Source organism: Alkalihalobacillus sp. CinArs1 (genome assembly GCF_947387515.1).
Classification (GTDB): Bacteria; Bacillota; Bacilli; order Bacillales; family Guptibacillaceae; genus Guptibacillus.
Genome location: NZ_CANDOB010000002.1, coordinates 1,023,630 through 1,049,383, shown reverse-complemented (window position 1 = coordinate 1,049,383; position 25,754 = coordinate 1,023,630). Strand labels below are relative to the sequence as shown.

The following is a 25,754-nucleotide window of genomic DNA, read 5'->3' as shown; positions in this document are numbered from 1 at the left end:
TATCCTATCACGTTGTACCACCGTGTCAATATGATCTCTTTACGACTTGTTCCCTTTTACATACTCAGCATCAAAGAGGAATAGTCGCATCAATAAGATTAGAGAAGGTACGAGTAAGCATAGTCCTGCTACGAACGCAATTACTAGGTAAACCCCCATCGTTTCGTTCGTGTAGCCAGAGTAAATCGTAACGTAGTCGTATAAAATCCACGGGAGGTGTGACACCCCGTAGCCAAAGAACGCAAAAAAGAATTGCAGCATAACAAAGATAAAGGCTGTTCCATAGCGTTTCTTATGAAAGATCAAGTATGTTGCAACTAAGAAACAAAACAGTGATGCAATAAACAGCCATGCATAGTCGAGCGTGCTCGCAAAATGCTCAGGGTTGTGTTGCTGCAGCGCTACGAAGACGAGTATACTAGCTAAAATGGTTGGTGCGCTCCAAAAGAGAGCGTATTTCCTTAGAAGCTCAAGCGCAGGCGTATCATTCGCTCTGCTTGCATAAAACGTAAGAAATGCTGCACTGATGAACAATACAGAAACGATTGCAAGTAACACGACTGACCAAGAATAAAAACTTGTGAAAAGTTCACCTGCGAGAAACGTGACGTTGCCATCCACTTCTTCTATGAAACCACCTTCAGATAAAGTGAGTGCCGTTGAGAGCGAAGCAGGGATCAATAACCCTGTCACTCCATACAAGAAGGTATACACTTTACTCTTTTTTGCACCGTAGTTCCCGAACGCATAAAATGATCCTCTGATGGCTATGAGAATGATCGCAATACTTCCAGGCACAAGCAACGCTGTTCCGAAATAATATGCTGTGTCTGGAAAGAAACCGATCAGACCTACAAAAAAGAATACGAAGAACACATTCGTGACTTCCCAAACCGGAGATAAGTACCGACTGATAATACGGTTGATGATATGATCTCGGCCTGTTAATTCTCCATAGTATGCAAAGAAGCCGGCTCCGAAATCGATTGAAGCAGTGATTAGATAGCCATATAGAAATACCCATAACACCGTGATCCCTATAACCTGAATATCCAATTTGACACCCCCCTATCTAGATTTTGCGATTTCCTCTAACTCATTTTCTGCTGGATTCGAGTGGAACATCTTTCTAAGAACGATGACACAAAGCGTCCCGAGGACGATGTATAACAATAAGAACAAGATCAGCATCAAGCCTACGTGATCCGACGTTGTTGCAGCGTGACCTGTTCGGAGAATGTCCCAAAGGATCCAAGGCTGACGCCCCACTTCTGAGAAAATCCATCCAAATTCAATTGCAAGCATCGAAAGCGGTCCTGCAATGACGATAAGCCTTAGTAACCATCTGTTACCCGGGTTGAATCGTTTAACCCTTAAAGCGAGCATATAGAAGAACGTCAGAGCTGCTAAATACATTCCGATTCCTACCATGCCATCAAAAAGGTAATGGATAAAGAGTGGCGGTGTTTCATCTTCTGGTACTTGATCTAAGCCCATCACTTCCGCACTCGGGTTACCGTGAGCAAGGATACTTAAGAAGTTAGGTAACACGAGACCGTATTTAACTTCTTCATTCTCTTCATCTAGAATACCTCCAACAATTAACCCTGCATTCCCAGTTGTTTCAAAATGCCATTCTGCAGCAGCTAGTTTTTCAGGTTGGTATTCCGCAAGAAACTTCCCTGCGAAATCCCCTACCATCGCGGTCCCAATCGCAAAAATAAAACCTGCTGTCATCGTCAGTTTCAACGCTTTTTTGTAATACGTACCAGTCTTGCCCCTGAGCATCATAAATGCTGTGATCGCGGCTAGTACGATTGCCGATGTAAGGTATGCGGACATTACAACATGACCTACTTTAGTTGGCGTCGCAGGATTAAACATCGCAGCAAGCGGTTCTATATCAGTCAATACACCATCGACCATCGTAAAACCTTGTGGAGCATTCATAAACGCATTGACTGTAGAGATAAAGACTGCCGACATGGTTGAACCGATTACGACTGGTATTGAAATCAACCAGTGGTAGATTGGCTTTTTAAATCGATCCCATGTATATAAATAGATTCCTAGAAAGATTGCTTCAAAGAAAAACGCAAACGTTTCTAAGAATAAAGGCAAACTGATTACCTGACCGGCAAGCTGCATAAAGTTTGGCCAGAGTAAAGAAAGCTGTAAGCCAATAGCCGTTCCTGTCACAACCCCTACTGCAACAGTTACAACAAACCCTCTTGACCAGCGTCTTGCTAATAACGTGTAGTAAGGGTCATTGCGCTTGATCCCGATCCATTCTGCTAAACTAATAAGCAAAGGCACACCAACACCGAGAGTTGCAAAGATTATATGAAACCCTAGTGTAAGGCTTGTTAAAAGCCTGCTGAGCATTGCTGAATCCATTTCCACCTACTTCATCCCCTTTTAGATCAACTCAAAGTCTTGTAAACAATCTTCCCTTATCAACTTGAACAAAAACTAACAAACATGTGAAGCTTTCTACAAATCTATTATGACTGAACAAGGACTTTGTGACAAGTATCACAATCTAAAATAAAAAAAGAAGCCCGAAAAGGACTTCTTTATTATCCTGCATCCATCATATTAAACTGTGAACGGACTAATTCGTAGTAGGTTCCACCTTTACGCATCAATTCGTTATGATCTCCCTGCTCTAATATACGACCATGATCTAACACGATAATATTGTCTGCTCCACGGATCGTTGACAGCCTATGGGCGATCATAATCGCAGTTCTACCTTCAAGCACGACGTTTAGTGCGTTCTGAATCTTGAGCTCAGTTTCTGTGTCGATACTAGCGGTTGCTTCATCGAGTATCAAAATTCTCGGATCGGCTAATAAAGCGCGGGCGAAAGATAACAACTGACGTTCACCCACTGAAAGTACGTTACCCCTCTCTTCAACTTCCGTTTCATACCCATTGCTTAGCCTCTTGATAAACTGATCCGCTCCGACTGCTTCTGCTGCTTCGAGTACTTCTTCATCTGTTGCATCAGGTCGACCGAAACGAATGTTTTCCATAATCGTACCAGAAAAGATAAACGTATCTTGAAGCACGACACTCACTTTTTGGCGCAAACTATCCAATTTAACATCTCGTAAATCGACGCCATCGATTTTTACTGACCCGTTTGTAGGATCATAAAACCTACTGATCAGATTGGCGATCGTTGATTTACCAGAACCAGTGTGCCCAACAAGTGCAACTGTTTCTCCCGCTTTCATTCTTAAACTCATCTGATGAAGTGCTTTTCTTTTCTCATCATAGGAGAATTCAACGTCTTCGAACGTGATTTCACCTTTCATTTCTTTAAATTCTCTTGCATCCTTTTTCTCAGGAACATTTGGCTTTTCATCTAAAAATTCAAAAATTCGCTCTGATGAAGCCATCGCTACGAGTAGCTGGTTATATACTTGACCTAATCTTGAAATCGGTTCCCAGAACATTCCTAAGTAAAAAGCAAACGTTACGAAGACACCATAATCGAGACCGTTTTGGATTAAATAGACACCAAACCAAATCAGAATCGCTGTTCCAATTGCATTCGACATCTCTACGAAAGGTCGGAACATCGCACTCTTCTTCGTCGCATCCTTCCAACTTGAGTATGTTTCATGGTTTACGCCTTCAAAGAAGTCCATGTTCTCTGTTTCCTGTGTATAAGACTGTGTCACGCGAATACCTTGAATGCTTTCGTTCAAGTGAGAGTTTAGCTTCGCTTGCTTCACCCTAACCTGCTGCCATGATCTCCTAATCCTTCTTCGTAGCCTAGTCGAGATTAAGAACATGAGCGGAAGGATGATCATGATCGCTAGCGTCAACTCTGGACTTAGAATAAACATGACCACGAGGATACCAAGTAATAAAACGATATCCATTAACAAGTTGATAACACCATTTGTAAAAAGTTCTTGCATCGAATTTACATCGTTTATGATTCTTACTAAGATTGAACCTGCTGATCGTTTGTCAAAGAATCCATGCGATAGCTTTTGTATGTGCTTAAATAACCCCTGCCTAATATCATAGATGATGTATTGACCGAGCTGATTCGTCCATTTGATACGGTATGTGTTCGAAATCCATGAAATGACATACAGCACGGCTATACCAATAATGAGCTGAATCAATAGCGTTTCATCTTTATTTTTTATCGCATGATCGAAAAGCAATACCCCGATAAAGATCGGAACGATCAACCTTACAGCTGTTGAAATAAGCATCGTAATGATTGCTTTTGGGAGAAGGGTTTTCTTATATGGTTCCATGTATCCTAGGAGCCTCGTCATCTGCTTCCAGTTAAACTGTTTTTCAATAGCTGAATCCTGAGAATAGTGAAATCGTTGTCTACGATTCTGTTTCATTTCGCTTTTTCACCCCTTTTCAAACCGTCTGTCTACTCATAATCTCTTTTTGATCTTGATACTGAATATCGTAGATACCTCGGTAGTATCCTTCGTTCTCAATCAGTTCATCATGCTTTCCGCGCTCAACGATTTCTCCTTTATTCAATACAAGGATTTCATCGGCATGCTTCAATGAAGAAATTCTATGCGCGATGATAAACGTCGTTCTTCCCTTCATCACTTCTTCGAAAGCTTTTTGAATCTTAAACTCCGTTTGCATATCGACTGCACTCGTAGCATCATCGAGAATCAAAATACTTGGATCTGTCAATATAGCTCGAGCGATTGCAATTCGTTGTTTTTGTCCTCCTGAAAGCCCCATTCCACGCTCTCCAAGAACCGTGTCATACCCTTCAGGCAATTCCATAATGAACTCATGCGCCTGTGCACGTTTCGCTGCATCTTGAATTTTCTCGAACGAAACATCAGGATCGCCATAGGCAATATTATCGCGAATTGTTGATGAAAATAAGAACGTCTCTTGAAGCACTACGCCAATATTTCTCCTAAGAGACTTGAATGTATAGTCATCGATCTTTTTACCATCGATTAAGATCTCTCCACTATCTGGTTCATAAAAACGAGCGATCAACTGCGTAACCGTTGTCTTTCCTGACCCCGTTGCACCTAATAAACCAATTGTTGTACCTTTTGGTGCATCAAAAGAAATATCCTTCAACGCCTCGTCATCTTCAGAAGCATACTTGTGCGTCACATGTTTAAACTCAACATGACCTTCTAAACGGTTCACCTCGATGGCACCTTCTTTATCAGATATATCTTCAGGTTCATCTAAAATTTCAAGTAGTCGCTCACCTGAAGCTTTTGATTGAGAGAAAGTGTTGATGACGAATCCTAAGTTCATGATCGGCCAGATGATGTACCAAACAAGACTAAAGAAAGCAACGAGTTCTCCAGGTCGAAGCTGGTTTTGGAATACGAGATATCCACCATATGATAGTAGGAACACCACACAGAGATTTCCGATAAACTCCATCATCGGGAAGAACTTCGCCCATATATTCGACGTCGTTAAGTAGTTGTCGCGATAGTCCGTATTGCTGTTTACGAACTTACCGATCTCGAAGTCTTCTCTCGATAGCGATTTGACCGTATTGATCCCGCTAATGTTTTCTTGTACCTTCGTATTTAACCTCGCCATCGATTTCCGGATTCCTCTAAATGCTGGGTGGACGTTTTTATCGAAGCGATAAACTGCGATACTGAGGAAAGGGAGCATTCCTAGCGTTACGAGCGCTAACGGAACAGAATAATTGAACATGACGATCAAACTGAATGTGATCAGTAGTAAAAAGTTGATCACTTGTGCGAATCCAAAAGAAAGGAAAAAGCGAAAACCTTCAACATCAGCAGTTAAGCGTGACATTAAATCTCCGGTCTTCGCATTATCATAGTATCGAAAAGGTAAGTACTGAAGCTTTTTGTAAAGCTCTTCTCTTAGTCGATAGACAGCTGTTACCCCAAAGAGATCCCCTAAGTACTGATGAAAGAATGTAGCGATACCCTTAAACAACATGATGCCAATAAATCCAAATGCGAGATAAGGAACCCATTGATACTCCTGACTCAGAATGACGTCATCGATCGTAAATTGCAGGACCATCGGATATACCACCGTGATTCCGGTTACAAAAAACAATGAGAACACAGACCATAAGAACAACTTCTTATACGGCCAATAAAAATCTTTTAATCTCTTAAACGTATCCAACGCGACACCACCTTTGACTATAAATGAATTGTAAAATTAGTGACAATATACATAATATATCGGATTTCGAAATAAATAACCACCAATTGAGACTATTAAATAAAAAAAACTCCAAGATTTTCTTCTTGAAGATTTTTTACCACTACTAGCATACAAATTGTTCTTTCTAAGAAAACAGAGTGAGCACGACACTTAGGCCATTGCACATGTTACATTACGTATAAACTCTTCTTTTTATGACCGATTTTAGTATGATAGTTTAAATAAAAAAACCTCCAGGATCACCTGGAGGTTTTAGGTTTACTCTATATTATACGTTTAGCGTTTCTTGACCTGGTTTCCAGTTTGCTGGGCAAAGTCCACCAGTTTGAAGTGCTTGAAGCACACGAAGTGTTTCATCAACGTCACGGCCAATGTTGTTATGGTTAACAACTGCGTACTGAAGTTCACCTTCAGGGCTGATGATGAATAGTCCGCGAAGTGCTACACCTTCATCTTCAATAAATACGCCGTATTCTTTAGATACTTTATGGTTTGTATCTGCAGCTAGTGGATAGTTTAAATCACCAAGACCATTTTCGTTACGGTCAGTGTTGATCCAAGCTAGGTGTGTATGGATTGTATCAGTAGATACTCCGATTACTTCTGCATCTAGATCGTCGAACTCATCGTAACGGTCACTTAGTGCAGTGATTTCAGTTGGGCACACGAATGTGAAGTCCATTGGATAGAAGAAAAGAACTGTCCATTTGTCGTTCTTCATGTTCTCTTCAAGACTTACTTTACCGAATTCTTTGTTGTTCATAACTGCTTCCATTTCGAAGCGAGGTGCTTGTTTACCTACCATGCGTTCTGCCATGTGTAAATCCCTCCTAGAAAATATCCTGCGGCTTTCGCCCACGTTTGTCATTATAGTACAACCATTTTTTATAGTCAATATTAAGTAATAATTAATTTAATATAATGAATAGGAAACGTACTTCCCTATATTGCCCGTGTATTCTATTTCATAAACATGACATGATAAGTATAACGAATTATTTTTCTTACGTCTTCTATAACACTTCACTTGAACCGTAGCGACATTTTTCGCTATACTTTGTCAGTAAGGTATATACCCGTATCTGGTTAAAGGAGGAGAAACATGGATTTTATTGAAAACATCAGCTGGGCAGAATTGCTCGTTGATACTGGACTACTCATTCTACAACTTATCGCAATCTTTATCGTTTATGCGATCGTGAAATCATTAGGAACTCGTTTTATTGAAAAGTCCTTCACTGAAGTAACTACGAAAAAAAATATGAGTCAAAGCAGAGCAGACACATTAAAGAATTTAACGATGAGCATTTTCGCTTATGTATTGATTTTCATCGTTGTCGCAGTCGTGTTCGATACGTTTGGATTCGATATTAAAGCATTGATCGCTGGTGCTGGTATCATCGGTCTAGCAGTTGGTTTTGGTGCTCAAGGACTGGTTAGTGATGTCGTGACAGGATTCTTCATCTTACTTGAAAAGCAGATGGATGTTGGCGACTATGTAACAGCAGCTGGATTCGGTGGAATCGTTGAAGAAGTTGGCCTCCGCACAACTCATATCCGTTCTTTTGACGGAACACTTAACTATGTTCCGAACCGTGAGATCAGCTCACTGAGCAACCATTCTAGAGGAAACATGCGCGCCCTTGTCGATATTGGCATTTCATATGATGACAATATTGACGAAGCGATTCGCGTTCTTCAAGATGTGTGTGAAAAGGTTGCCGAAACGAACGATTCAATCGTTGAAGGTCCTAACGTTCTAGGTGTTCAAAACCTGGGTGATTCTGATGTTGTCATCCGCGTTCTCTGTCAAACAAAGAATATGGAACAGTGGGGCGTTGAGCGTCAACTTCGTAAAGAGATTAAAGAAGCTTTCGATGCGAACGGAATCGAAATCCCTTTCCCACATCAAGTTTACCTTGAGAAGAAAGAGCAGTAATCGTTTAAGTGTCACTAGCGCTGGGTAAAGTAATGACAAATCGTTAAAGGAGCGTGACGTCATTGCCTTATGATTCGAAAAGTGACCTGCCAGATCAGGTGAAAGATAATCTTCCATCCCATGCACAAGATATCTTTAAGGAAGCCTTTAATTCTGCTTCAGAGCAATACGATAACGAGAAGACAGCTTTTAAAGTAGCTTGGAGTGCAGTGGAAGAGAAATACGAAAAGAACGATAATGGCAATTGGGTAAAAAAAGATGATTAACGAGAACCGCCCCCTTCTAGAAGGGGGCGGTTTTTTTTATTGCTGATATCTGCTGTCGACTTGCTGACAAACTTGATCAGCTGTCATGCCATCAGCGTTGATGACACTTCCTTGTGTAGTAGCGTCCTGCATTCCCATAACGTTCTGATCCTGACCTGAGATCACACAGCAATCACAGCCGTTTGCATCAGCTTCCTGCTTAAGGGAAACCACTTCATACCCTTTTGCTTGAAGCGCTTGTGCTACGTCAGAAAGCGTATCTTCTACAGCGATTCTTTTCATGCTTTTCACTCCTTCCCCTCTAATGCATTGCGAGTACTAGCATTAGGATGAACTATTTTCGCTAAACTATTCATTGTTTGAACATAAATCATTAGTTTCCGAAAAGAAATATTCGCACCCATAAAATCATAATGCGACCAGAACAGACATTGACCTCACTTTTCCAATTACCTTTGCATACTATAATTAATAGTCAATAATAGGACTAGCCTTAAAGGAGTTGAGCACTATTGGGCAATCTAAAAAAAGAAGTGGTAATCAACAAGTTAGTCTCACCTCCACTTCCTTTATACGATTCTAATTTCCCAATCCTATTCTTTTGGAGCCCAAAAGGAGGATGTACTTCACTTGCTAAATGGTATTTTTATCACATAGGACTACTTGAAACGGCCTCGCAATACGAGTCCATTCACTCATATAGAATGAACGAATTTCAAATACAGCCACATTATGAGAAGAATATACTGAAAGCACTAGTTAACGATGAAAAAAATGTATACAAGCTTGTTCGAGACCCGTTCACGCGTGCAGTGAGCTCATATTTTGCAACGATAACGAATGAAAGCATTATGAGAGTCATCGCACCACACCTTAAAGATGGTATGTCGTTCAAACAATTTCTGTATATTATTAGAAACATCGGTGTTACAAAAGGCGCGATCAACCTCCATATTGCACAACAATACACTGATGGAGAAGAGTTGCTAATAAAAAACTATATACGACTTGAAAACTTCATGAATGAGTTAAAAACGATAGAAAAACAATATAACCTGCCACACTCTCCCATAGAAACGATCGTAAAGTCTCCTCATCACATAACGGATAAGATGAAGAAATTTGATGAGAGGTGCTTTGCTGAAGTGAAGATGTCACAATCCTCCTTAAATAAGCCGGTTCCTGACTATCAAAACTTTTATAATGAAGAAACTATGCAATTAGTTAAAGAAATTTATAAACATGATTTTGTAACGTACCAATACAGTCAAACGCTTAAAACGGTTTAAGGCACAAAAAAACGCCTCGAGGTGATCCTCGAGGCGTCTTATTATCCAAACGTGCTGTCGATATAGTTTGTAAGAACATCGAACGCGACGTCAATCGCATCTTCATCTGGCTTCAAAGTAGAGGAATGCAGTCCTGATTCTGAATCTACTCCAAGCCAAAACATGAACCCTGGTATATCTCGTAAGAAATACCCAAAGTCTTCGCCCGTCATCGCTTCACGACACTCAATCATAGTTATATCGCTTAACTCTCTAGTAACGTTCATAAACCTTTCGACTAGCTGCGCATCATTGAACACCTGATAGTAGTTCGAGCCATAATCGATTTTCGCTTCACATTCAAATGAAGCTTCAATCCCTTTGACGATCGATTCAACACGCTTTTTCACAAGCGTCATTGAATCTGCCGAAAGCGATCTGATCGTCCCTTCAAGACGGGAGGTTTCAGCAATAATGTTTTGCTTCGTCCCCCCTTCAATCTTCCCGATCGTAACGACTGCCGAATCGAGGGGATCAATATTCCTTGCAACGATCGATTGAAGCTGTGTAACAAGATGACTGCCTGCAACGACCATATCGCGTGAATGGTGAGGATAAGCAGCGTGCCCGCCCTTGCCGATCAAGTCGATAAATAGCTCTGAAGTGTTTGCGAAGAGCAAACCTGGCTTCGTTGCGACCGTGCCGACTGGATATTCTGGTGCAATATGAAGAGCAACCATTTCATCAGGCTTCCAAGCGTTAAATTCTTCTGAAGCTAACATTGGAAGAGCTCCACCTGGTCCCTCTTCTGCTGGTTGGAAAATAAACAGCAGGTTATCCTTCACACGTTTTACAGCGTAGTGTTCAAGAAGGGTTAACGCGATCGTCATATGAAAGTCATGACCACAAGCATGCATGTATCCTTCATGCTCTGATTGAAACAGGTACCCAGTTTGCTCTTGTATCGGAAGGCCGTCTATGTCAGTACGGTAACCGACCGTTTTAGTCGGGTTACTTCCTTTTACGAGTACTAAGATTCCTGTTTTCCAAGTTTTCACTTCAAGATGCTCTTGAGGCAACTGTTCGATGAACTGAAGCAGATACTGCTGTGTCTTATATTCCTGAAATCCTATTTCAGGGATACGATGCAGATCTCGTCTTACTGCTCTTCTATTCATGTGAAATCAGTCTGCTTTAAGCTGACGAAGCTCTTTTTTGATCTCTGTTTTAGAACGAGTTTGATCATCGATTTCTTTAAGTACTCGTGCTGGAGTACCACCAACGAGCGTGTATTCAGGAACGTCTTCTGTAACGATCGATCCAGCTGCAATCACTGCGCCTTTTCCAACTTTTACACCTTCAAGGACAACAGCGTTCGCTCCAACGACAACATCATCTTCAATGATAACTGGTGTTGCAGAAGGTGGCTCAATGACACCTGCAAGAACAGCGCCTGCACCGATGTGACAATTCTTACCAACTGTTGCGCGTCCTCCAAGAACAACGTTCATATCAATCATTGTGCCTTCGCCAACAACAGAACCGATGTTGATCATAGCACCCATCATGATAACTGCGTTGTTTCCGATCTCAACTTGATCACGAATGATCGCGCCAGGCTCGATTCGTGCTTGAATGCCTTTAAGGTCAAGCATTGGAATCGCAGAGTTTCTGCGATCGTTTTCTACAACGTAATCTTCGATGTTAGAAGCTTCGTTTTCAAGGACGTTTTTGATGTCTTTCCATTCTCCGAAAAGCACACCAGTATCGCCAGTAATAAACGTCTTCGTGTTACTACCGAAGTCGATACCATCTAAGTTCCCTTTAATATGTACTTTGACAGGAGTTGATTTCTCACTGTTTTGAATAAAGCTAATAATTTCGTTTGCATCCATCATTTTCATGGTTATTCTTCCTCCTTGATTCCAAATAGCTACACGGCTTTGCCGCATGCTTTTCATTTTATCGTACATGATTGTTTTCGTGAAGTCTAATGATTTCCTATCCGTCGAGGAGTTCGATGAACTTTTCCACCTGTTTTAATTGAAGTGCGGTATCATTCGTCAATAACCACGTATCTCGTTTCAACGCGTTTCCTTCTTTATCTAAAAGAGGGATGCGGTGATATTCACTCACATCTTCTGTAATCGAGATCGACGGGAGGATCGCATAGCCGATGCCGTTCAGCGCCATCTGTTTGCACGTTTCGATTTGGTCCACAACGATCGTTTTCTTTGGTGGAGCAAACGATTGCGTTTGCCACCATTCCTGAATCTCTTGATAGTAAGTCGAATCACTCTTAAACTGTATGAACGGTTTCTCAGTTTGCTGAAGCTCTTCGATCGAACGGATCGCAGTGTCGACTAAATATAGTTCATCAGACAAGAGATAATGACTTCTCCCTCTCCAGTCTGGCTTGCCTCGAATGATTCCGACATGAATATCATCTTCATATAAATACTTTAAAATCTCACTGCTCCACCCAGTTACGAGCGAAATCTTTACACTAGGATAATTCTCAACGAACCTCTTTAACACAGAAGGAAGCCAGTACTGTCCTATGATTGATGCGACTGCTAGTTTTAACGTTCCGTGAACTTCAGAACTCAGCGAAGTTAATGCTTCATACACTTTTTCTTCTCTTCTGAGCGTATCGTTGGCAAAATCGATAATTCGCTCTCCTGCAGGTGTTACCGTCAAGCCTTTTTGAGATCTTAGGAAGATCGGTACACCCCAGGCTTTTTCGATGGATTGGAGCCGCTGACTTAGTGCTGGTTGTGAAACGTATAGCCGCTCTGCGGCTCTCCGCATGTTCTTCTCTTCAGCAAGAATCGAAAGAACCTTGTATTCTGTACTCATCTCATCACTCTCCGACGTTTTGTCTACATATTTCTGATGATCGTAATCATAAGTTTTTCTTATGTATTATCATCATTATTATCTATTTTCATTATCACTCTAACAATAATATACTATGGAAGGAGATTCCAATATGAACGAAAAAGGGTGATTCACTATGGAATGGCTATGGTTATTTGGAATCGGACTCATCGCAACATTTATTGGAACATTATCTGGTAGCGGCGGCTTGATCAACTTGCCCGCTATGATCTTACTAGGGCTACCGATTCATTCGATTATTTCTGCTAACAAATTTTCTAACATGTTAAGTTCATTTTCAAGCTTTTTCGTTTTATTAAGAAGAAAAGAGCTAGCGATGAAAGAGGCATTAAAAACAGGTCCTATTGCTTTAGTTGGAGGAATACTTGGTGGCTTGTTCGCTTCTTCCCTCTCCGATGATGCTCTCCAGCTATTCGCAGGTTCTCTTCTCGTAGCTGCACTCGGGCTATCATTTTTGAAGAAAAAGCAGTCTAGTACAACGTTAAAACAAGTCCCGAAAAGAGCGCTTCCCTTTGTCGGAGTTATCGGGTGGTACGATGGATCATTTGGTCCAGGACAAGCGACGCTTCAAATGCATTTATTTAGACAGAGCGGGCTTTCGTATCTATTTTCAATCGGATTAACGCGTTTTAATACATTTTTAAGCTGTACAGGCGCTGTTATCGTTTATTCCTTGAGTGGTCATCTAGATATGACGATCGCCATACCGTTAGCCGTCGGTTCCATTACTGGGGCTCAAATTTCAGTAAGAATAGCCGATAAGCTGTCGCTTTCACAGATCGACTGGCTTCTAAGAACGATGACGATCCTATTAATCTTCCAAGTTTGCTACAGCATATTCACAAGTCAATTTTAAGGAGTGTTTTTATATGAATATCGACTATCGAAGAGTTCATCACATACAAATCTGTATACCTGTAGGCATGGAGAATGAAGCAAGAATGTTTTATAAAGACGTTCTTGGATTTGTGGAGATCGAAAAACCTGAGGCATTGAAGAAAAACGGTGGGTTTTGGCTCAAGGGTACAGGCATCGAAATTCATATCGGTGTCGAAAAAGATGTTCATCCAAGTAAACGACACCCTGCTTTTGAAGTAGGAAACATTGATGAAGCTCGTGCTAGATTACAACACTTTAATGTTCAGATAAAGGAAGAAACGCAAATCGCTGGTTTCGATAGGTTTACTTTCTACGATCCTTTTAAGAATAGAATCGAGTTCATTCAACCGAAATCCGTCTCATGATCGAGACGGATTTCTTTTGTTCGAGTGCTTTGGCATAAAGATCACAACCGCAAAACTAACAAGAGCTAGTATGCCGATGCCGAAATAAACCCATTTTAGAGAAACCGTCAATCCGTTTTGCAAGATTGCTAGCGTAGCAGCCTCAAGATTATTCCTTTTTTCTTCATCAAGAAGCATATTAGCTGAATTGATATCAAGGTCGACATCACGACTTTCAAGATAGTGCTTCAGGCGGCTATTCAAGATTCCTCCTAGTAGTGCTGCACCTACTGCGCTTCCAAGTGTTCGCATGAATACGTTAGAAGCTGTTGCGATTCCACGCTGCTTCCAGGCAACTGAGCTTTGAATCGCAACGATGAAGGTTGTCGATGTTAACCCCATTCCGACCCCAATAAAAAAGGAACCTGTTCCGGCGAAAAGTGGCCCGAGCTCTGGCGTCATCATCATGTAGATCGTTGCGCCAATGAGAAGAGAAATGCCTCCTAAGACTGATGTAATACGAAATCCGATCTTGATGACGAGCTTACCTGCTATCGTAGATGCGATCGGCCATCCGATCGACATCGTCGTGAGTGTGAAGCCCGCAACAATAGGCGATCGCTCCATAACCCCCTGCACAAATGTTGGCAAGAAGCTCGAGACACCGATCAAGATGATACCCGTTGTGAATGTTACTGAGTTTGCGAGGGTAATTAAGGGGTCTCTCCAAATTCCAAGTGGCATGATTGGTTCTTTTGCACGCGTTTCAATAAAAAAGAACAACCCTATTCCAAACATTGTCAAAACGATCAGCCCGAGTATTGGCAAAGAAGTCCATTCCCAGTACGTACCACCTTGAATGAGCAAGACCATAAGAGCACTAACTGAAACTAGTAGTACGAGCGCTCCTGGATAATCCACTGGTTTCTTCTCTTTACTGATATTTTCATGTAGAAGCATTAGCACCCCAATAAGAGACAATATCCCAAGTGGGATGTTCATCCAAAAAACCCATGACCAATCGATATATGTAACGAAGAGCCCACCGAGAGCAGGTCCCGCAATGGCTGAAATTCCCCATACACTAGCTAAATACCCTTGTATCTTTGCTCTTTCTTCCATTGAGTACATGTCACCTACGATTGTAAGTGCGATAGGCTGAACAGCCCCTGCACCGATTCCCTGAATCAACCGAAAGAGAATGAGTGCTTCCATCGTCTCTGCAAAACCACAAAGTATCGAACCGATTAAAAACACGATGACTCCGAAAGCGTAGATTGGCTTTCGCCCGAAAAGATCTGATAACTTTCCAAATAATAATACCGTAATGGCGGACATAAGTAAGTATGATGAAAATACCCAGCTAAACTTAGAAAAGCCACCAAGATCAGAAACGATTCCTGGCATCGCTGTTGAAACGATCGTTCCTTCTATTGCAGCCATGAACATTCCGATCACAATAGCTGAAAGTACGAGAGGACGATTTGTTTCTTTCTTTTTCACACTGGTTAGAACTTTCTCCGTTAAACTCTTCATTATGACATCCCCACTAGTCACATCATTTACTAACATTTTACAAGTTATCTTTTGAGATGAAAATAGAAAAGCCCGGTATATTCATACCGGGTTTTACGTTTATTATGATTCAGATCGCTTAAATGAAGATTCATGAAGATACCTGTTAACAAACTTTAGAAGTGCTCTACGCGTTAAGATGCCTTTAAAGATGTTCTCATCATCAACGACACATAAAAAGGGATGATCGATCGAAAGCTTTAAGCCTTTGAAAAAACCTTCGTTTTCATTGATACATGGAATGTCAGTATTCATAACATCTTCTACAACATAGTCGCTTAACTTCTCAAACTCAATTCTTTCAATTCCAAGAATTGAATCCAAAATAAGCGGTTGACTGATTAAACCTTTCAGCCTGAACTGAGTATCGAGTACAGGAATGGAAGAATAACCAGACTTAATCAAGATGAGCATGGCGTGTTCCAATGGATTTGTTAATTGAACATGAGCCACTTTCTCAGCCGAGATAATCAAATCTTGTATTCCTGTTTCGTACAAATTTGGCAATTCCATATGCTTAGCCATATATAACTTCCCCTCAAGCATGATTCACCCTGTTAATCTTCTTCTATAATGAAGGGTCTTTGTTTATAGTAACATGAATCGTGATTGTCCGTTAACTGCAAACGCTTTAATGTTCATAGATCATTTTTCTAGTCATCCCACCATCGATCACCAAGTTTTCTCCAGTTATAAAGTCATTGTCTGGATGAGAGAGATAAAGACATGCTCTCCCAACATCCGATGGTTTTCCAACTCTTCCGGATGGGTGCTGCGCATGATCGATGCCTCTCAGCCCTTCATAATTTGAAACTTCAATCCAGCCGGGACTAATACTATTTACTGTGATGTGATACTTCGCAAGAGAAACCGCCAGGGCATGCGTCAGAGCAACGATTCCTCCTTTACTAGCAGCATATGCTTCACTGCCAGGTTCAGACATAGACGCTCTGGTTGATGCGATGTTGAGAATCGCTGCTTTTTCGTTTCTTTTCATGATTCGTGAAGCAGCTTGAGAACAGAGGAATACACTCCTAAGGTTTGTATCCAAAATCATATCCCATTCCCTCACATCAAGTTCCTCTAACGGTTTAAAAACAGAGACACCTGCATTATTGACCAACACATCGAGCCTGTCATAAACGTGATCGACGTGATTCATCAAAGCTTCGATGGAAGCAGGGTCACTTACATCTGTACGAATAATTTCCCCTTCATTGCCCTCCATCATTCTTAACGTGTCTTCACACCCTTCAACATCTTTATCAGCTAAAATGACGATGCTTCCCTTTTTAGCATACTGAAGTGCAACGCCACGTCCTATTCCGTGTCCTGCTCCTGTTACAATGACGACTTCTTTCATTTATAACGCTCCTTAAAACCAATTTTTCTTTTTGAAATACATCACCATAATTCCCGTAATGATGATCATGATGATCCAAACTGCAGGATAACCCCAAGAAAGACTTAGTTCAGGCATATGCGCAAAGTTCATTCCATATATTCCAGCTATGAATGTTAATGGAATGAAGATGGTCGACACGATCGTGAGCACTTTCATGATCTCATTCATCTTCATGCTTAACGTGGAATAATACACATCTAACAATCCATATAGCTGTCCACGGGATGTTTCGACCATATCATTTGCTTGAACGATGTGATCATGAATATCCTGTAAATAAAAAGAAATCGAATCACTGATGTAAGGAACTTTTCTGTTTATCAGTTTGTTAACAACTTCTCTTACAGGCCACACTGTTTTCTTCAATTGTAGAATTGTATTTTTATATTCATTGATGTCCTGTAACGAATGGTTATCAGGGTCCTCCATAATATTTCCTTCTAAATGTGCGATTCGATCATCCATGTCGTCCATAATGATTAAATATTGATCGAAAATCACGTCCATCAAAGAATAAAATAAGAAGTCAGCACCCGATTTCCTTATTTTCCCTTTGTTTTCTTTTAACATGAGTCTTACGGGATCGAAGAGATCTCCCTTTTTTTCTTGAAATGTGATCACAGTATTCTTCAATAATATAAAGCTAACTTGCTCTATATCTAGTTGATCTTGTTCAAGATTTAGCATCTTTACGATTGCAAGGAGGTGGTTTTCAAAGAAATCGATTTTTGGCCTGTGTTCCGTGTTGAGAATATCTTCTGTTGTTAACGGATGGAGTCCGACCATCTTGCTGATTTTATCAATGATTTCTACATTATGTACCCCATTTACATTGACCCACGTAATCTTTTCAGAATCAATTTTTGGTTTAAGATCATCTAATGAAACGTTATGCTGCTCATTTATTTCATGTTCATCAAATTCGATCGCCGAAACAGTAACTTCTTCCTGGTGCTCCTCTCCTACATACACAAGTGAGCCTGGTGGCATCCCCTTTTTTTGTGTTCTGTTCCTCATACGCGGTCGTTTGATCCTTCTCCTTAGTCCCACTGTCTTCACCTCACTTCTTTACTAAAGTACCCAAAACAAGAATAACAGAAACCAACTAGCCTTTTGCCCAAAAATAAAAACCCGCATTTGCGAGTTTGTAGTTCTCAATCTTCACTTTTACGTTTTTACATAATCTATGTCACTACAGTGCCTTTTCTTTTTTTATGATTTCTCTATAATCCTCCCATAAAAACTCCATGTCATGTTTTGCAGAATCGACCTTAATTCCTCTCCAAATAATCACCATAAATAACCCTAGACCTAAAAACATCGCAACTAGTCCAAGAATCGTTTCAAACACGTTATCCTCCTCCTCTCCTATAACACAATGTATTCTTGTCCATCATGCGAAATGTCAGAAAAGGCTGTAAATTACTTGATTCTTTTTGGAATCTAAGGTATGGTACGAGAAAGGTATTTTTAGAGGAGGAGTTCCATTTTGGATCGTTCAAATGAACAAATTAAACAGATCGAAGAAAAAGCTAAAGAAGAACAACGACGAGCAGAAGAGGCGAAAAAAGTAGTAAAAGAAGCCCAAAAAGCAGCTAATCCTCAGCGAGAGCATAGCGAATTTAAAAAATAGTTTATCAATAAAAATAAGCCCTAGGTTTGGGAGCTTCTTATCGCTCCCAAACCTAGGGCTCTTTTTCTATTGCTCTGTATTTAGTTCAATTAAATTTCCATCAGGGTCTGCAACAAAAATCTGCGCGAATCCGCTTCTGCTCGTAGGATTTTCATAAAAAGGTACACTTTTCTTCTTCAACCATTCTACGCAAGCACTATAGTCTTTAACCCGTAGAGCAAAGTGACCTACTTTTGAATCGAGTTCACTCGAATGTCTGAGAGAACTCGAAGATGGATACTCAATTAAGTGAAGCTGTCGATCTCCTATCGCATACCATGCTCCTTTAAAACCAAAATCAGGACGATCAATCTCCTCTAGGCATAATATATCTTTATAAAACTCGTTAGCTTTCTCGAGGTTCGTAACAGATATGCTTACATGATGAATCGTTACCGCTTCAATCATAGTTTCTCTCCTTTTTCTGGCGTCGATCTTCTATTTCTTGTCGAGCTTGTTTGCTGTCTAAGGGCAAACCGATAACAAATCGAGTTCCGATATTATCTTTACTTGTAACCGTGATCGATCCACCGTGCTCTTCTATTACTTTGTAACTCACCATCAAACCTAGCCCCGTGCCTTTTTCGGCAGTGTTATAGTATGGTTCACCTAACTTATGAATGATTTGATGTGGAATTCCGGTTCCTTCATCAGCAACTTCAATCATGATGTCTTGATCCATGGAGAGCGTCACTAATAATGTTCCTCCATTCACCATGGATTCGATTCCATTTTCAATAATATTGTATAGGGCTTGTCTTATATGTGATTTGATACAAACACAATATATACTGGTATTTGTTCTCGTGATGATTTCAACATGATGTTCCATTGCCTTATTTGAAAGGCTGGAGATGATGCTATCTAGCAGATCGACCATATTTACTTCTTCGTATGAAACCAATTCACGTTTAGATAATAGAAGGAACTCATTGACGAACTCTTCTACTTCTTTCATCTCAGTTCCTACTACGTTTAGAAGATCTTGATTCACTGAATCGTTCCCTTTAAGTAGCTGTAAAAACGCTTTGATCGACGAAAGGGGATTACGTATTTCATGTGCGACTCCTGCTGCAAGTTCTGACAAGACATTGCTTGTTTCTGTCCTTTTCGCAATTTCTTCTGATCGTTTAATCTTTGTTACATCGCGCACGATAACGAGGTGGTGGTTCGGATAGATATTGTAACTCACTGTGAAGCTATAAGTATGGACGCTTTCTGTTACGGGGTTCCATCGCTTGCCTTCGCCATTCCGCCCATTAGCAGCATGATAGTCCCACGTAATATCACAGTCACCTCTTATATCGTCATAGTGAGAACCAACCACATCATCTTTTTCAAAGTTGGCCATTTCTACAAAAGCGCGATTCACATCTTTAATCAATCCACCATGATGGATGATCGCCATGCCGTCCATCGCCCCTTCAAACAGCCTGCGGAAGCGTTCTTCACTTTCCTTAATCTCCACAATCATTGCTTTCGTTTCAGTAATATCTCTATAGATAGTCATGTAAAGGTCACCATGAATACTTTTCTTTGAGGTGAACTCTAAAAACTTCTTTTCTCCACCAGCTATCGTAAATTCTAACTCCGCACGAATTTCTCCCTTTTCTTCAAGCTCCTGTTGAAACAATTTTCCTGTAGATACGCTTTTACCTTCTAGGAAATCGAAAATATTGTACTTCCTGATTGTTTCAGACGTTAAGTTAAACATCTTGCATGCAGCAGGGTTCGCATCAACGATCATGCGATCTTTATTCCAAATCAAGATGCCATCGAGGGCATGATCAAAAATACTATTGAACTTTTCTTTGTTTTCCATTAATTCTTCGAATAATGCACGTTCTGAAGATATGTCTCGAATGATCGATAAATTTAAATCCTTGTACGCGCTAGACGTTATCGAAAGTTCGATAAACTTCTCCTTGCCATTTCCCAAAACAATCGGAAACTGGCTTCTAACATATCCAAACCTTTTAAGGTCCGTCATCATCTTCTCAAAGTCATCTTTACATTCAGATCGAATATGATGACCGATCTTCATGTTTAAGATGTCTTCTCTCTCTAGTTCGAAAATGTCACAGCAAGCCTGATTAATTTCGACCAACCCATTATCCTGGTCGAATAACGTGATCCCATCTTTCGAAGAACTAAAAATATGAGATAGTTTTTTGCTCTTTTCAACTAACTCACTTCGAAGATCGCTTTCATTTTGAATCGAGTTTTCACTTGTACTTAGAAAAAACAAATCGTTTCGTCTCATAAGCGTTCCCCTTTTAGTATCTTTGCAACGATTATATCATGCTCCTCTAAAGAGTCGTATAAATAAAAGAATACTCTCCCACGTATTGTGCAAAATAATGGGGATTCGACAAGGGGGATGATTATGAAATTTCTTGTTTCGATGTTAATTTTATTAAGCCTCATTTTACACCCAATCGATCGAACATACGCTATCCCTCCGTTAGACAATAAAGTACAGCTCATCCCTTGGAAAGAAGTAGAGAAAATCATTCCTAGAAAGGCAGTATTTTCGATTACGGATGTAGAAACGGGTAAGTCTTTTGACGTTCAGCGCAGAGCTGGAAGTGATCACGCGGATGTACAACCGTTAACACATAAAGATACAAAGATCATGAAGGCGATTTATCGAAAATGGAGCTGGAAACGGAGAGCTGTCATCGTTACGATCGATGGGAAACAGATCGCTGGCTCAATGAACGGCATGCCTCATGGAGCTGGAGCATTGCAAAATGGATTCAACGGCCACTTCTGTTTACATTTCTTGAACAGTTCCACACACAGATCTTCAGAACCTGATCCAGCTCACCATCTTATGGTCTTAAAAGCAGCAGGTAAGATCGATGACTACCTCGGTAAAAAAAGTCCAGAAGAAATTGTTGATGTCGCGATGATCGCGATTAACAATACGGATAAAACGTTGTTAGAAAAGGTTGTTGTGAATGAGGACAGTAAGAAACTATTTAAGCTGTACGTTACGAATTGGAACATTGAATCGATACAAAAGAATAAGGGTAATCCATTCGTTCGTGAGATAAAAACAAAAGTTGAAGTATACATTTCGGATGCAGGTACAATCACAACAGTAATTAGTCTCAATGCTAAACGAGATCCGCTCACTAGCAAATGGAAGATCGATACGGAGCCTTTACTCAACATGATCGATTAGAAAGGAGAATGGCACATGGATCGTTACGAGAAAGCGTTTGAAACCTACAGGCAGCAAAATGCTGTAGAACAAACCGGAACATACATCTCAGCAGTAAGAAAGAATGAAGATGGTGATCTTATTGCTTTTAAAACCAATACTGGTGAGGAGTTAGATTATATACAAGCACTTGAGGCTGCGAAGAGCGGTAAGTTAAGCGGGGTTGATGTTTTTCATAAATACGGTCGGGATATTATACGCAGTGAGCCAGACGGAATTAAAGAAAACAATTTCGATAATCTACCAGAGTTTTAAGAAAAAAGCGCGACCTCTATGAGGTCGCGCTGGTTAGGTTATGTATGGTGATCCGTACTGGATTTGAACCAGTGACCCCTTGCCTGTCAAGCAAGTGCTCTCCCGCTGAGCTAACGGATCAGTTCTTTAAGGACATTTATTAATATACATGACTGAATAAAGAACTGTCAATACTTTCCGTGAATAAAAATTGGAGAAGTCCCACATTTGGGACTCCTCTAAAATCAACCGATCCGCTCTTCTTGATCTCTCTTCTCACGCTCTTCTTTGTCCAATGCTTCCTCTCGGTCACGAAGTCTGTGAGCGAGACGACTAGAAGCGTTTGAAGCGATGCTAGCCACTAGGTCATCCAAAAATGTATGAACTCCGTTTCCAGACTTTGTATCGAGCTTCTCAATAATTCCAATCTTTTGTTTATCTAAATGACCATAGGTCGTAACAGCGATACTTCCATATCCGAACACCGCACCTAGCGCGATTGTTTCATCGACTCCGAACAACCCTTCGTCCATTTCGACGATGGACTGCAAAGGCTCTGAAAGTTTCCCCTGTTCAGCAAGCTTATCGAGTTCGATGCCAACGAGTACAGCATGCTGAATTTCACGTTTCATCAGAACCGCTTCAACGCTCTCTATACAGTCTTCCATCGATAGATCATCTACATAAGGAGATTGCATTTTAAACACAATATCAGCAATATCCTGAATCGATACGCCACGCTCTTTTAATAATGCTCTTGTTGCAGCTTCTACTTCACGACTATGTATCCTTTTCTTCATGTTAGTTCTCCTCTCTATGTCCCCCAAAAGCAAGTATGTTAGAATCATTATATCACTACGAAAAATTAGAATGTCAAATAAAACTAACTTTCACTACTGCACAGGAGGCTTTGAAATGAACAGAGGAACATACCAGGACACTTCACTATATAGCGAACATTTACAAGAAGAAATCCCACTCCAAATTTATTTGCCATATAACTATTCTCCACTCTATAAATATTCGTTTTTGATCGCGAATGATGGTAGCGATTACTTTAAGCTAGGTCGCCTTGGTCGAACGGCAGATGAGCTGATCGAAAATGATGAAATCGAAGAACTGATCATTGTAGGAATTCCATACAAAAGCGTGGAAGACCGCAGAAAAAAATATCACCCAGATGGCGAACAAAGTGAAGCCTACCTACGCTTCTTAGTCAATGAATTAGTACCGTTTCTCGATGAAGAATACGCGACCTTCCACTTAGGTTATGGGCGTGCTTTAATAGGAGACTCGCTTGCTGCAACGGTTGCATTACGTGCCGGGCTCGAATATCCGAGAACGTTTGGTAAAGCGATTCTTCACTCGCCATACGTTGATGACGAATTGAAAGAGAAAGTCGCAACCTTTAAAGACCCTGAACTTCTTTCGATCTATCATGTGATTGGTACTGAAGAAACAGAAGTACCTACGACTGATGGACAGAAGAAAAATTTCATCGACCCAAACAGAGAATTGAGTAAAATCATTAAAGAAAAAGACTTTGACTATTTCTATGATGAATTCGAAGGTGGCCACCTTTGGAAACACTGGCAGCCAGATATGAAACGCGCGCTTCTTCATATGTTCAAGCTGTAAACGACATTACCATTTCTTATTTTTGAATTTTTGGTATAATTAACAGTGGAAATGAATAAGTCACGTCCAGAGCAAATTTAATGGGAGGGATTATACTATGAAATACGGCATTGCAATATTCCCGTCAAAGAAACTACAAGACATCGCAAACTCATACAGAAAACGTTACGATCCACATTATGCACTTATCCCGCCACACCTAACGATAAGAGAAGCATTCGAAGCGACAGAGGAAGAAATTAAGGAGATTACACCAGAGCTCCACAGAATTTCTGACGAATCAAAACCTTTTACGATGAACGTTTATAAAATTGGATCGTTTCATCCAGTTAACAATGTGATCTATATGAAGGTAAAAGAAAATGACGTGTTAAATGACCTCTATCGTCAGCTTAACCCAGAGGAAGTCAGGACAGATCGTGAATACAACTTCGTTCCTCACATTACGATCGCTCAAAAGCTTTCTGATGATGAACATTCAGATGTGTACGGCAGCCTACGTATGATGGATGTTGATGAAGAGGAAACCATCGACCGTTTTCAACTTCTTTATCAACTTGAGAATGGGTCTTGGACTGTTTATGAAACATTCCACCTCGGTAAAGTTCGCTAATGCTAATTAAAGTAGCGGAAACAAAGAAAGAGATGGATGATGCTTTCAGCGTAAGACATCGCGTCTTCGTTCAGGAACAGAACGTTCCTGAAGATCTTGAGATCGACCAGCACGAAGACGAAGCTACACATCTTGTAGCTTATGATGAGGACACACCTGTTGCGGCAGGGCGCTACCGTATGGTCGGTGACTTTGTAAAAGTCGAGCGAATTTGTGTTCTAAAGGAAGCAAGAGGAACTGGAATTGGCAGGCTCTTGATGAACGAGCTTGAAAATCAGGTTCGTAAAATTGAAACAGCCGGATTGAAGCTCAATTCACAAGTATCAGCGATCGAATTTTATAAATCATTAGGTTATGAAGTGACGTCTGATGAATTTATGGATGCTGGCATCCCTCATGTAACGATGATCAAAGCACTATGACACCGGTTTAAGTCCGGTGTCTTTTTTTATTCTAAGCAGCCTTGACGAAGGGTATTTTCTGAATGATTCGCACATGCTAAGTACGATGGCGTATTAGGAGGGAATGGTAGAGATGGAATATGGGTCAATCTTTATAGAACTCATCGTAGGCTTTCTCGCACTACTCGTGTTAACCAAAATGCTCGGTAAGACACAGATTACTCAGATCACACCGTTTGATTTCATCTCCTCCCTCGTCCTCGGTGAATTGGTCGGTAATGCGATTTATGACAAAGATATTACATACGTAACGATCATTTACACAGTCACACTATGGGGATTGCTTATCTACGTTATCGAATGGATTACTCAAAAGTTTAGAGGAACGAGGAAGCTATTGGAAGGAAGTCCTTCGATCGTAATTCACCATGGTAGAATCAACCGAAAAAACCTTAAGAAGAATAAATTAGATTTGAACCAACTTCAGAACTTACTTAGACAAAAAGGCATTTTTTCCTTAAGAGAAGTTGAATTTGCCATTCTTGAAACGAATGGAAGTATAAGCGTCTTACAGAAATCAGAGTACTCACAGCCTACGAGAGGCGACTTTGACCTTCGTCCAGTGAAAGAACACCTTTCAACGACCTTCATTTCAGATGGTAAGGTCGATTGGGGCAACTTAAAAGAAGCTGGATTTAATGAAGAATGGCTTAATAAAGTACTAAAGAAGCATCATATCGATCACCCTGAAGAAGTTCTCATTCTCGAATGGAAGCAAGATGAAGGTGTATTCCTGCATCCTGTTAGACATGATGATACATAAAAAAAGAGCAGATGATCATCTGCTCTTAAAACCATGAAAAGCCGCCTTGAGGTTGATCGTCATCTTCAGAAGCTTCGTCTTTCCTCTCTTCATCATCACTTTCTACTTCTTCGGCAATTTCTTCAGTAGGTCCAGGACCAAAGAATCCCCATGGATCCCTTCTGTCGTCATCATGACGGTCTTCATGATGATCGTGGTCGTGATGACGTTTCTTACCGTGGTCTTCGATGATCACTTCATCAGCTTTTATGATCACCTTTTCAACACGTATCACTTTTGGCTTTCGTTTTTTCTTAGACATTTCTTGCCCCCTCTTCATCTAGATGTGGTTTCACATTCTTATCGTATGCAACTGGAAGATCGTGAGAG

Annotated in this window: 30 protein-coding genes and 1 tRNA gene; 12 read left to right on the top strand and 19 right to left on the bottom strand. The window is 40.6% G+C overall.

All coding sequences use genetic code 11. The features are described 5' to 3' along the window. Nucleotides 1-39 precede the first annotated feature (39 nt). The 5 genes from PFZ69_RS14120 to PFZ69_RS14100 all read right to left on the bottom strand — a co-directional run bounded on the left by PFZ69_RS14120 (nucleotide 40) and on the right by PFZ69_RS14100 (nucleotide 7,015). Nucleotides 40-1,056, bottom strand: a complete 1,017-nt coding sequence (locus tag PFZ69_RS14120) for a cytochrome d ubiquinol oxidase subunit II (RefSeq protein WP_270181711.1) — start codon at nucleotides 1,054-1,056, stop codon at nucleotides 40-42. Between the two features lie 12 nt (nucleotides 1,057-1,068). Continuing rightward, nucleotides 1,069-2,397, bottom strand: a complete 1,329-nt coding sequence (locus PFZ69_RS14115; RefSeq protein WP_270182051.1) for a cytochrome ubiquinol oxidase subunit I — start codon at nucleotides 2,395-2,397, stop codon at nucleotides 1,069-1,071. Between the two features lie 182 nt (nucleotides 2,398-2,579). After that, nucleotides 2,580-4,382, bottom strand: coding sequence for an ABC transporter ATP-binding protein (locus PFZ69_RS14110; protein ID WP_270181710.1), 1,803 nt, complete (start codon nucleotides 4,380-4,382; stop codon nucleotides 2,580-2,582). 19 nt (nucleotides 4,383-4,401) lie between these two features. Then, complete coding sequence (locus PFZ69_RS14105) at nucleotides 4,402-6,156, bottom strand: ABC transporter ATP-binding protein (protein ID WP_270181709.1); 1,755 nt, start codon at nucleotides 6,154-6,156, stop codon at nucleotides 4,402-4,404. Between the two features lie 310 nt (nucleotides 6,157-6,466). After that, nucleotides 6,467-7,015, bottom strand: a complete 549-nt coding sequence (locus PFZ69_RS14100; protein ID WP_270181708.1) for a peroxiredoxin — start codon at nucleotides 7,013-7,015, stop codon at nucleotides 6,467-6,469. A 285-nt stretch (nucleotides 7,016-7,300) separates the two neighbouring features. Between PFZ69_RS14100 and PFZ69_RS14095 the strand changes: the two genes are divergently transcribed. Both PFZ69_RS14095 and PFZ69_RS14090 read left to right on the top strand, forming a co-directional pair. Beyond that, the gene (locus PFZ69_RS14095) at nucleotides 7,301-8,137 is read left to right on the top strand and encodes a mechanosensitive ion channel family protein (protein ID WP_270181707.1); all 837 of its coding nucleotides are present in this window, start codon (nucleotides 7,301-7,303) and stop codon (nucleotides 8,135-8,137) included. 62 nt (nucleotides 8,138-8,199) lie between these two features. Continuing rightward, a complete protein-coding gene (locus PFZ69_RS14090; RefSeq protein WP_270181706.1) occupies nucleotides 8,200-8,403 on the top strand; it encodes a ChaB family protein in 204 nt (67 codons plus the stop codon). A gap of 36 nt (nucleotides 8,404-8,439) precedes the next feature. Here PFZ69_RS14090 and PFZ69_RS14085 read toward each other — a convergent pair whose 3' ends face one another. Further along, nucleotides 8,440-8,685, bottom strand: coding sequence for a YkuS family protein (locus tag PFZ69_RS14085; RefSeq protein WP_270181705.1), 246 nt, complete (start codon nucleotides 8,683-8,685; stop codon nucleotides 8,440-8,442). A gap of 230 nt (nucleotides 8,686-8,915) precedes the next feature. On the opposite strand from PFZ69_RS14085, the gene PFZ69_RS14080 reads away from it, so the two are divergent. Beyond that, on the top strand, nucleotides 8,916-9,692 hold the full coding sequence (locus PFZ69_RS14080; RefSeq protein WP_270181704.1) for a sulfotransferase family 2 domain-containing protein: 777 nt from the start codon (nucleotides 8,916-8,918) through the stop codon (nucleotides 9,690-9,692). Nucleotides 9,693-9,733: 41 nt separating this feature from the next. On the opposite strand, the gene PFZ69_RS14075 is transcribed toward PFZ69_RS14080, so the two are convergent. The 3 genes from PFZ69_RS14075 to PFZ69_RS14065 form a co-directional block, all read right to left on the bottom strand. Further along, nucleotides 9,734-10,849 carry an N-acetyldiaminopimelate deacetylase gene (locus tag PFZ69_RS14075; RefSeq protein WP_270181703.1) on the bottom strand — a complete coding sequence of 372 codons (1,116 nt, stop codon included), beginning with the start codon at nucleotides 10,847-10,849 and terminating at the stop codon, nucleotides 9,734-9,736. 6 nt (nucleotides 10,850-10,855) lie between these two features. After that, nucleotides 10,856-11,575, bottom strand: coding sequence for a 2,3,4,5-tetrahydropyridine-2,6-dicarboxylate N-acetyltransferase (gene dapD, locus PFZ69_RS14070; RefSeq protein ID WP_270181702.1), 720 nt, complete (start codon nucleotides 11,573-11,575; stop codon nucleotides 10,856-10,858). Between the two features lie 97 nt (nucleotides 11,576-11,672). After that, nucleotides 11,673-12,530 carry a LysR family transcriptional regulator gene (locus tag PFZ69_RS14065; protein WP_270181701.1) on the bottom strand — a complete coding sequence of 286 codons (858 nt, stop codon included), beginning with the start codon at nucleotides 12,528-12,530 and terminating at the stop codon, nucleotides 11,673-11,675. 157 nt (nucleotides 12,531-12,687) lie between these two features. Between PFZ69_RS14065 and PFZ69_RS14060 the strand changes: the two genes are divergently transcribed. Then, on the top strand, nucleotides 12,688-13,428 hold the full coding sequence (locus PFZ69_RS14060; RefSeq protein ID WP_270181700.1) for a sulfite exporter TauE/SafE family protein: 741 nt from the start codon (nucleotides 12,688-12,690) through the stop codon (nucleotides 13,426-13,428). Nucleotides 13,429-13,441: 13 nt separating this feature from the next. After that, nucleotides 13,442-13,816, top strand: coding sequence for a VOC family protein (locus tag PFZ69_RS14055; RefSeq protein WP_270181699.1), 375 nt, complete (start codon nucleotides 13,442-13,444; stop codon nucleotides 13,814-13,816). Here the strand turns inward: PFZ69_RS14055 and PFZ69_RS14050 are convergent. From PFZ69_RS14050 to PFZ69_RS14030, 5 genes are all read right to left on the bottom strand, one after another. After that, complete coding sequence (locus tag PFZ69_RS14050; RefSeq protein WP_270181698.1) at nucleotides 13,811-15,331, bottom strand: MDR family MFS transporter; 1,521 nt, start codon at nucleotides 15,329-15,331, stop codon at nucleotides 13,811-13,813. The two genes, PFZ69_RS14055 and PFZ69_RS14050, sit on opposite strands and share 6 nt — an antisense overlap. Nucleotides 15,332-15,433: 102 nt before the next feature. Beyond that, on the bottom strand, nucleotides 15,434-15,895 hold the full coding sequence (gene cbpB, locus PFZ69_RS14045) for a cyclic-di-AMP-binding protein CbpB (protein ID WP_270181697.1): 462 nt from the start codon (nucleotides 15,893-15,895) through the stop codon (nucleotides 15,434-15,436). 106 nt (nucleotides 15,896-16,001) lie between these two features. Next, entirely contained in the window at nucleotides 16,002-16,733 is a 732-nt protein-coding gene (locus tag PFZ69_RS14040) for an SDR family NAD(P)-dependent oxidoreductase (RefSeq protein WP_270181696.1), read from the bottom strand. Nucleotides 16,734-16,745: 12 nt separating this feature from the next. Then, nucleotides 16,746-17,792 (bottom strand): magnesium/cobalt transporter CorA, encoded by a 1,047-nt coding sequence (gene corA / locus PFZ69_RS14035; protein ID WP_270181695.1) that lies wholly within the window; start codon nucleotides 17,790-17,792, stop codon nucleotides 16,746-16,748. A gap of 175 nt (nucleotides 17,793-17,967) precedes the next feature. Further along, nucleotides 17,968-18,126: a hypothetical protein gene (locus PFZ69_RS14030; protein WP_270181694.1), complete on the bottom strand. Its 159-nt coding sequence runs from the start codon at nucleotides 18,124-18,126 to the stop codon at nucleotides 17,968-17,970. Between the two features lie 138 nt (nucleotides 18,127-18,264). Between PFZ69_RS14030 and PFZ69_RS14025 the strand changes: the two genes are divergently transcribed. Beyond that, nucleotides 18,265-18,408, top strand: coding sequence for a hypothetical protein (locus tag PFZ69_RS14025; RefSeq protein WP_270181693.1), 144 nt, complete (start codon nucleotides 18,265-18,267; stop codon nucleotides 18,406-18,408). 66 nt (nucleotides 18,409-18,474) lie between these two features. Here the strand turns inward: PFZ69_RS14025 and PFZ69_RS14020 are convergent, their stop codons facing one another. Together PFZ69_RS14020 and PFZ69_RS14015 are read right to left on the bottom strand one after the other, a co-directional pair. Beyond that, nucleotides 18,475-18,855 (bottom strand): VOC family protein, encoded by a 381-nt coding sequence (locus tag PFZ69_RS14020; RefSeq protein ID WP_270181692.1) that lies wholly within the window; start codon nucleotides 18,853-18,855, stop codon nucleotides 18,475-18,477. Beyond that, on the bottom strand, nucleotides 18,848-20,710 hold the full coding sequence (locus PFZ69_RS14015) for a PAS domain-containing sensor histidine kinase (RefSeq protein ID WP_270181691.1): 1,863 nt from the start codon (nucleotides 20,708-20,710) through the stop codon (nucleotides 18,848-18,850). Before PFZ69_RS14015 ends, PFZ69_RS14020 begins: the two co-directional genes overlap by 8 nt. 123 nt (nucleotides 20,711-20,833) lie before the next feature. Between PFZ69_RS14015 and PFZ69_RS14010 the strand changes: the two genes are divergently transcribed. Together PFZ69_RS14010 and PFZ69_RS14005 are read left to right on the top strand one after the other, a co-directional pair. After that, nucleotides 20,834-21,637, top strand: coding sequence for a hypothetical protein (locus PFZ69_RS14010; RefSeq protein ID WP_270181690.1), 804 nt, complete (start codon nucleotides 20,834-20,836; stop codon nucleotides 21,635-21,637). 15 nt (nucleotides 21,638-21,652) lie between these two features. After that, nucleotides 21,653-21,931 carry a DUF3892 domain-containing protein gene (locus PFZ69_RS14005; protein WP_270181689.1) on the top strand — a complete coding sequence of 93 codons (279 nt, stop codon included), beginning with the start codon at nucleotides 21,653-21,655 and terminating at the stop codon, nucleotides 21,929-21,931. A 45-nt stretch (nucleotides 21,932-21,976) separates the two neighbouring features. Here the strand turns inward: PFZ69_RS14005 and PFZ69_RS14000 are convergent. Both PFZ69_RS14000 and PFZ69_RS13995 read right to left on the bottom strand, forming a co-directional pair. Further along, nucleotides 21,977-22,051 (bottom strand) — tRNA-Val (locus PFZ69_RS14000). A gap of 104 nt (nucleotides 22,052-22,155) precedes the next feature. Then, nucleotides 22,156-22,710 (bottom strand): phosphatidylglycerophosphatase A family protein, encoded by a 555-nt coding sequence (locus tag PFZ69_RS13995; protein ID WP_270181688.1) that lies wholly within the window; start codon nucleotides 22,708-22,710, stop codon nucleotides 22,156-22,158. Nucleotides 22,711-22,825: 115 nt separating this feature from the next. On the opposite strand from PFZ69_RS13995, the gene PFZ69_RS13990 reads away from it, so the two are divergent. The 4 genes from PFZ69_RS13990 to PFZ69_RS13975 all read left to right on the top strand — a co-directional run bounded on the left by PFZ69_RS13990 (nucleotide 22,826) and on the right by PFZ69_RS13975 (nucleotide 25,385). Further along, complete coding sequence (locus PFZ69_RS13990) at nucleotides 22,826-23,548, top strand: alpha/beta hydrolase (protein WP_270181687.1); 723 nt, start codon at nucleotides 22,826-22,828, stop codon at nucleotides 23,546-23,548. 97 nt (nucleotides 23,549-23,645) lie between these two features. Then, a complete protein-coding gene (locus tag PFZ69_RS13985; RefSeq protein WP_270181686.1) occupies nucleotides 23,646-24,161 on the top strand; it encodes a YjcG family protein in 516 nt (171 codons plus the stop codon). After that, nucleotides 24,161-24,583, top strand: coding sequence for a GNAT family N-acetyltransferase (locus tag PFZ69_RS13980; RefSeq protein WP_270181685.1), 423 nt, complete (start codon nucleotides 24,161-24,163; stop codon nucleotides 24,581-24,583). Before PFZ69_RS13985 ends, PFZ69_RS13980 begins: the two co-directional genes overlap by 1 nt. A gap of 112 nt (nucleotides 24,584-24,695) precedes the next feature. Beyond that, nucleotides 24,696-25,385 (top strand): DUF421 domain-containing protein, encoded by a 690-nt coding sequence (locus PFZ69_RS13975; protein WP_270181684.1) that lies wholly within the window; start codon nucleotides 24,696-24,698, stop codon nucleotides 25,383-25,385. 25 nt (nucleotides 25,386-25,410) lie between these two features. Here the strand turns inward: PFZ69_RS13975 and PFZ69_RS13970 are convergent, their stop codons facing one another. Further along, on the bottom strand, nucleotides 25,411-25,686 hold the full coding sequence (locus PFZ69_RS13970; RefSeq protein WP_270181683.1) for a hypothetical protein: 276 nt from the start codon (nucleotides 25,684-25,686) through the stop codon (nucleotides 25,411-25,413). Nucleotides 25,687-25,754: the final 68 nt, after the last annotated feature.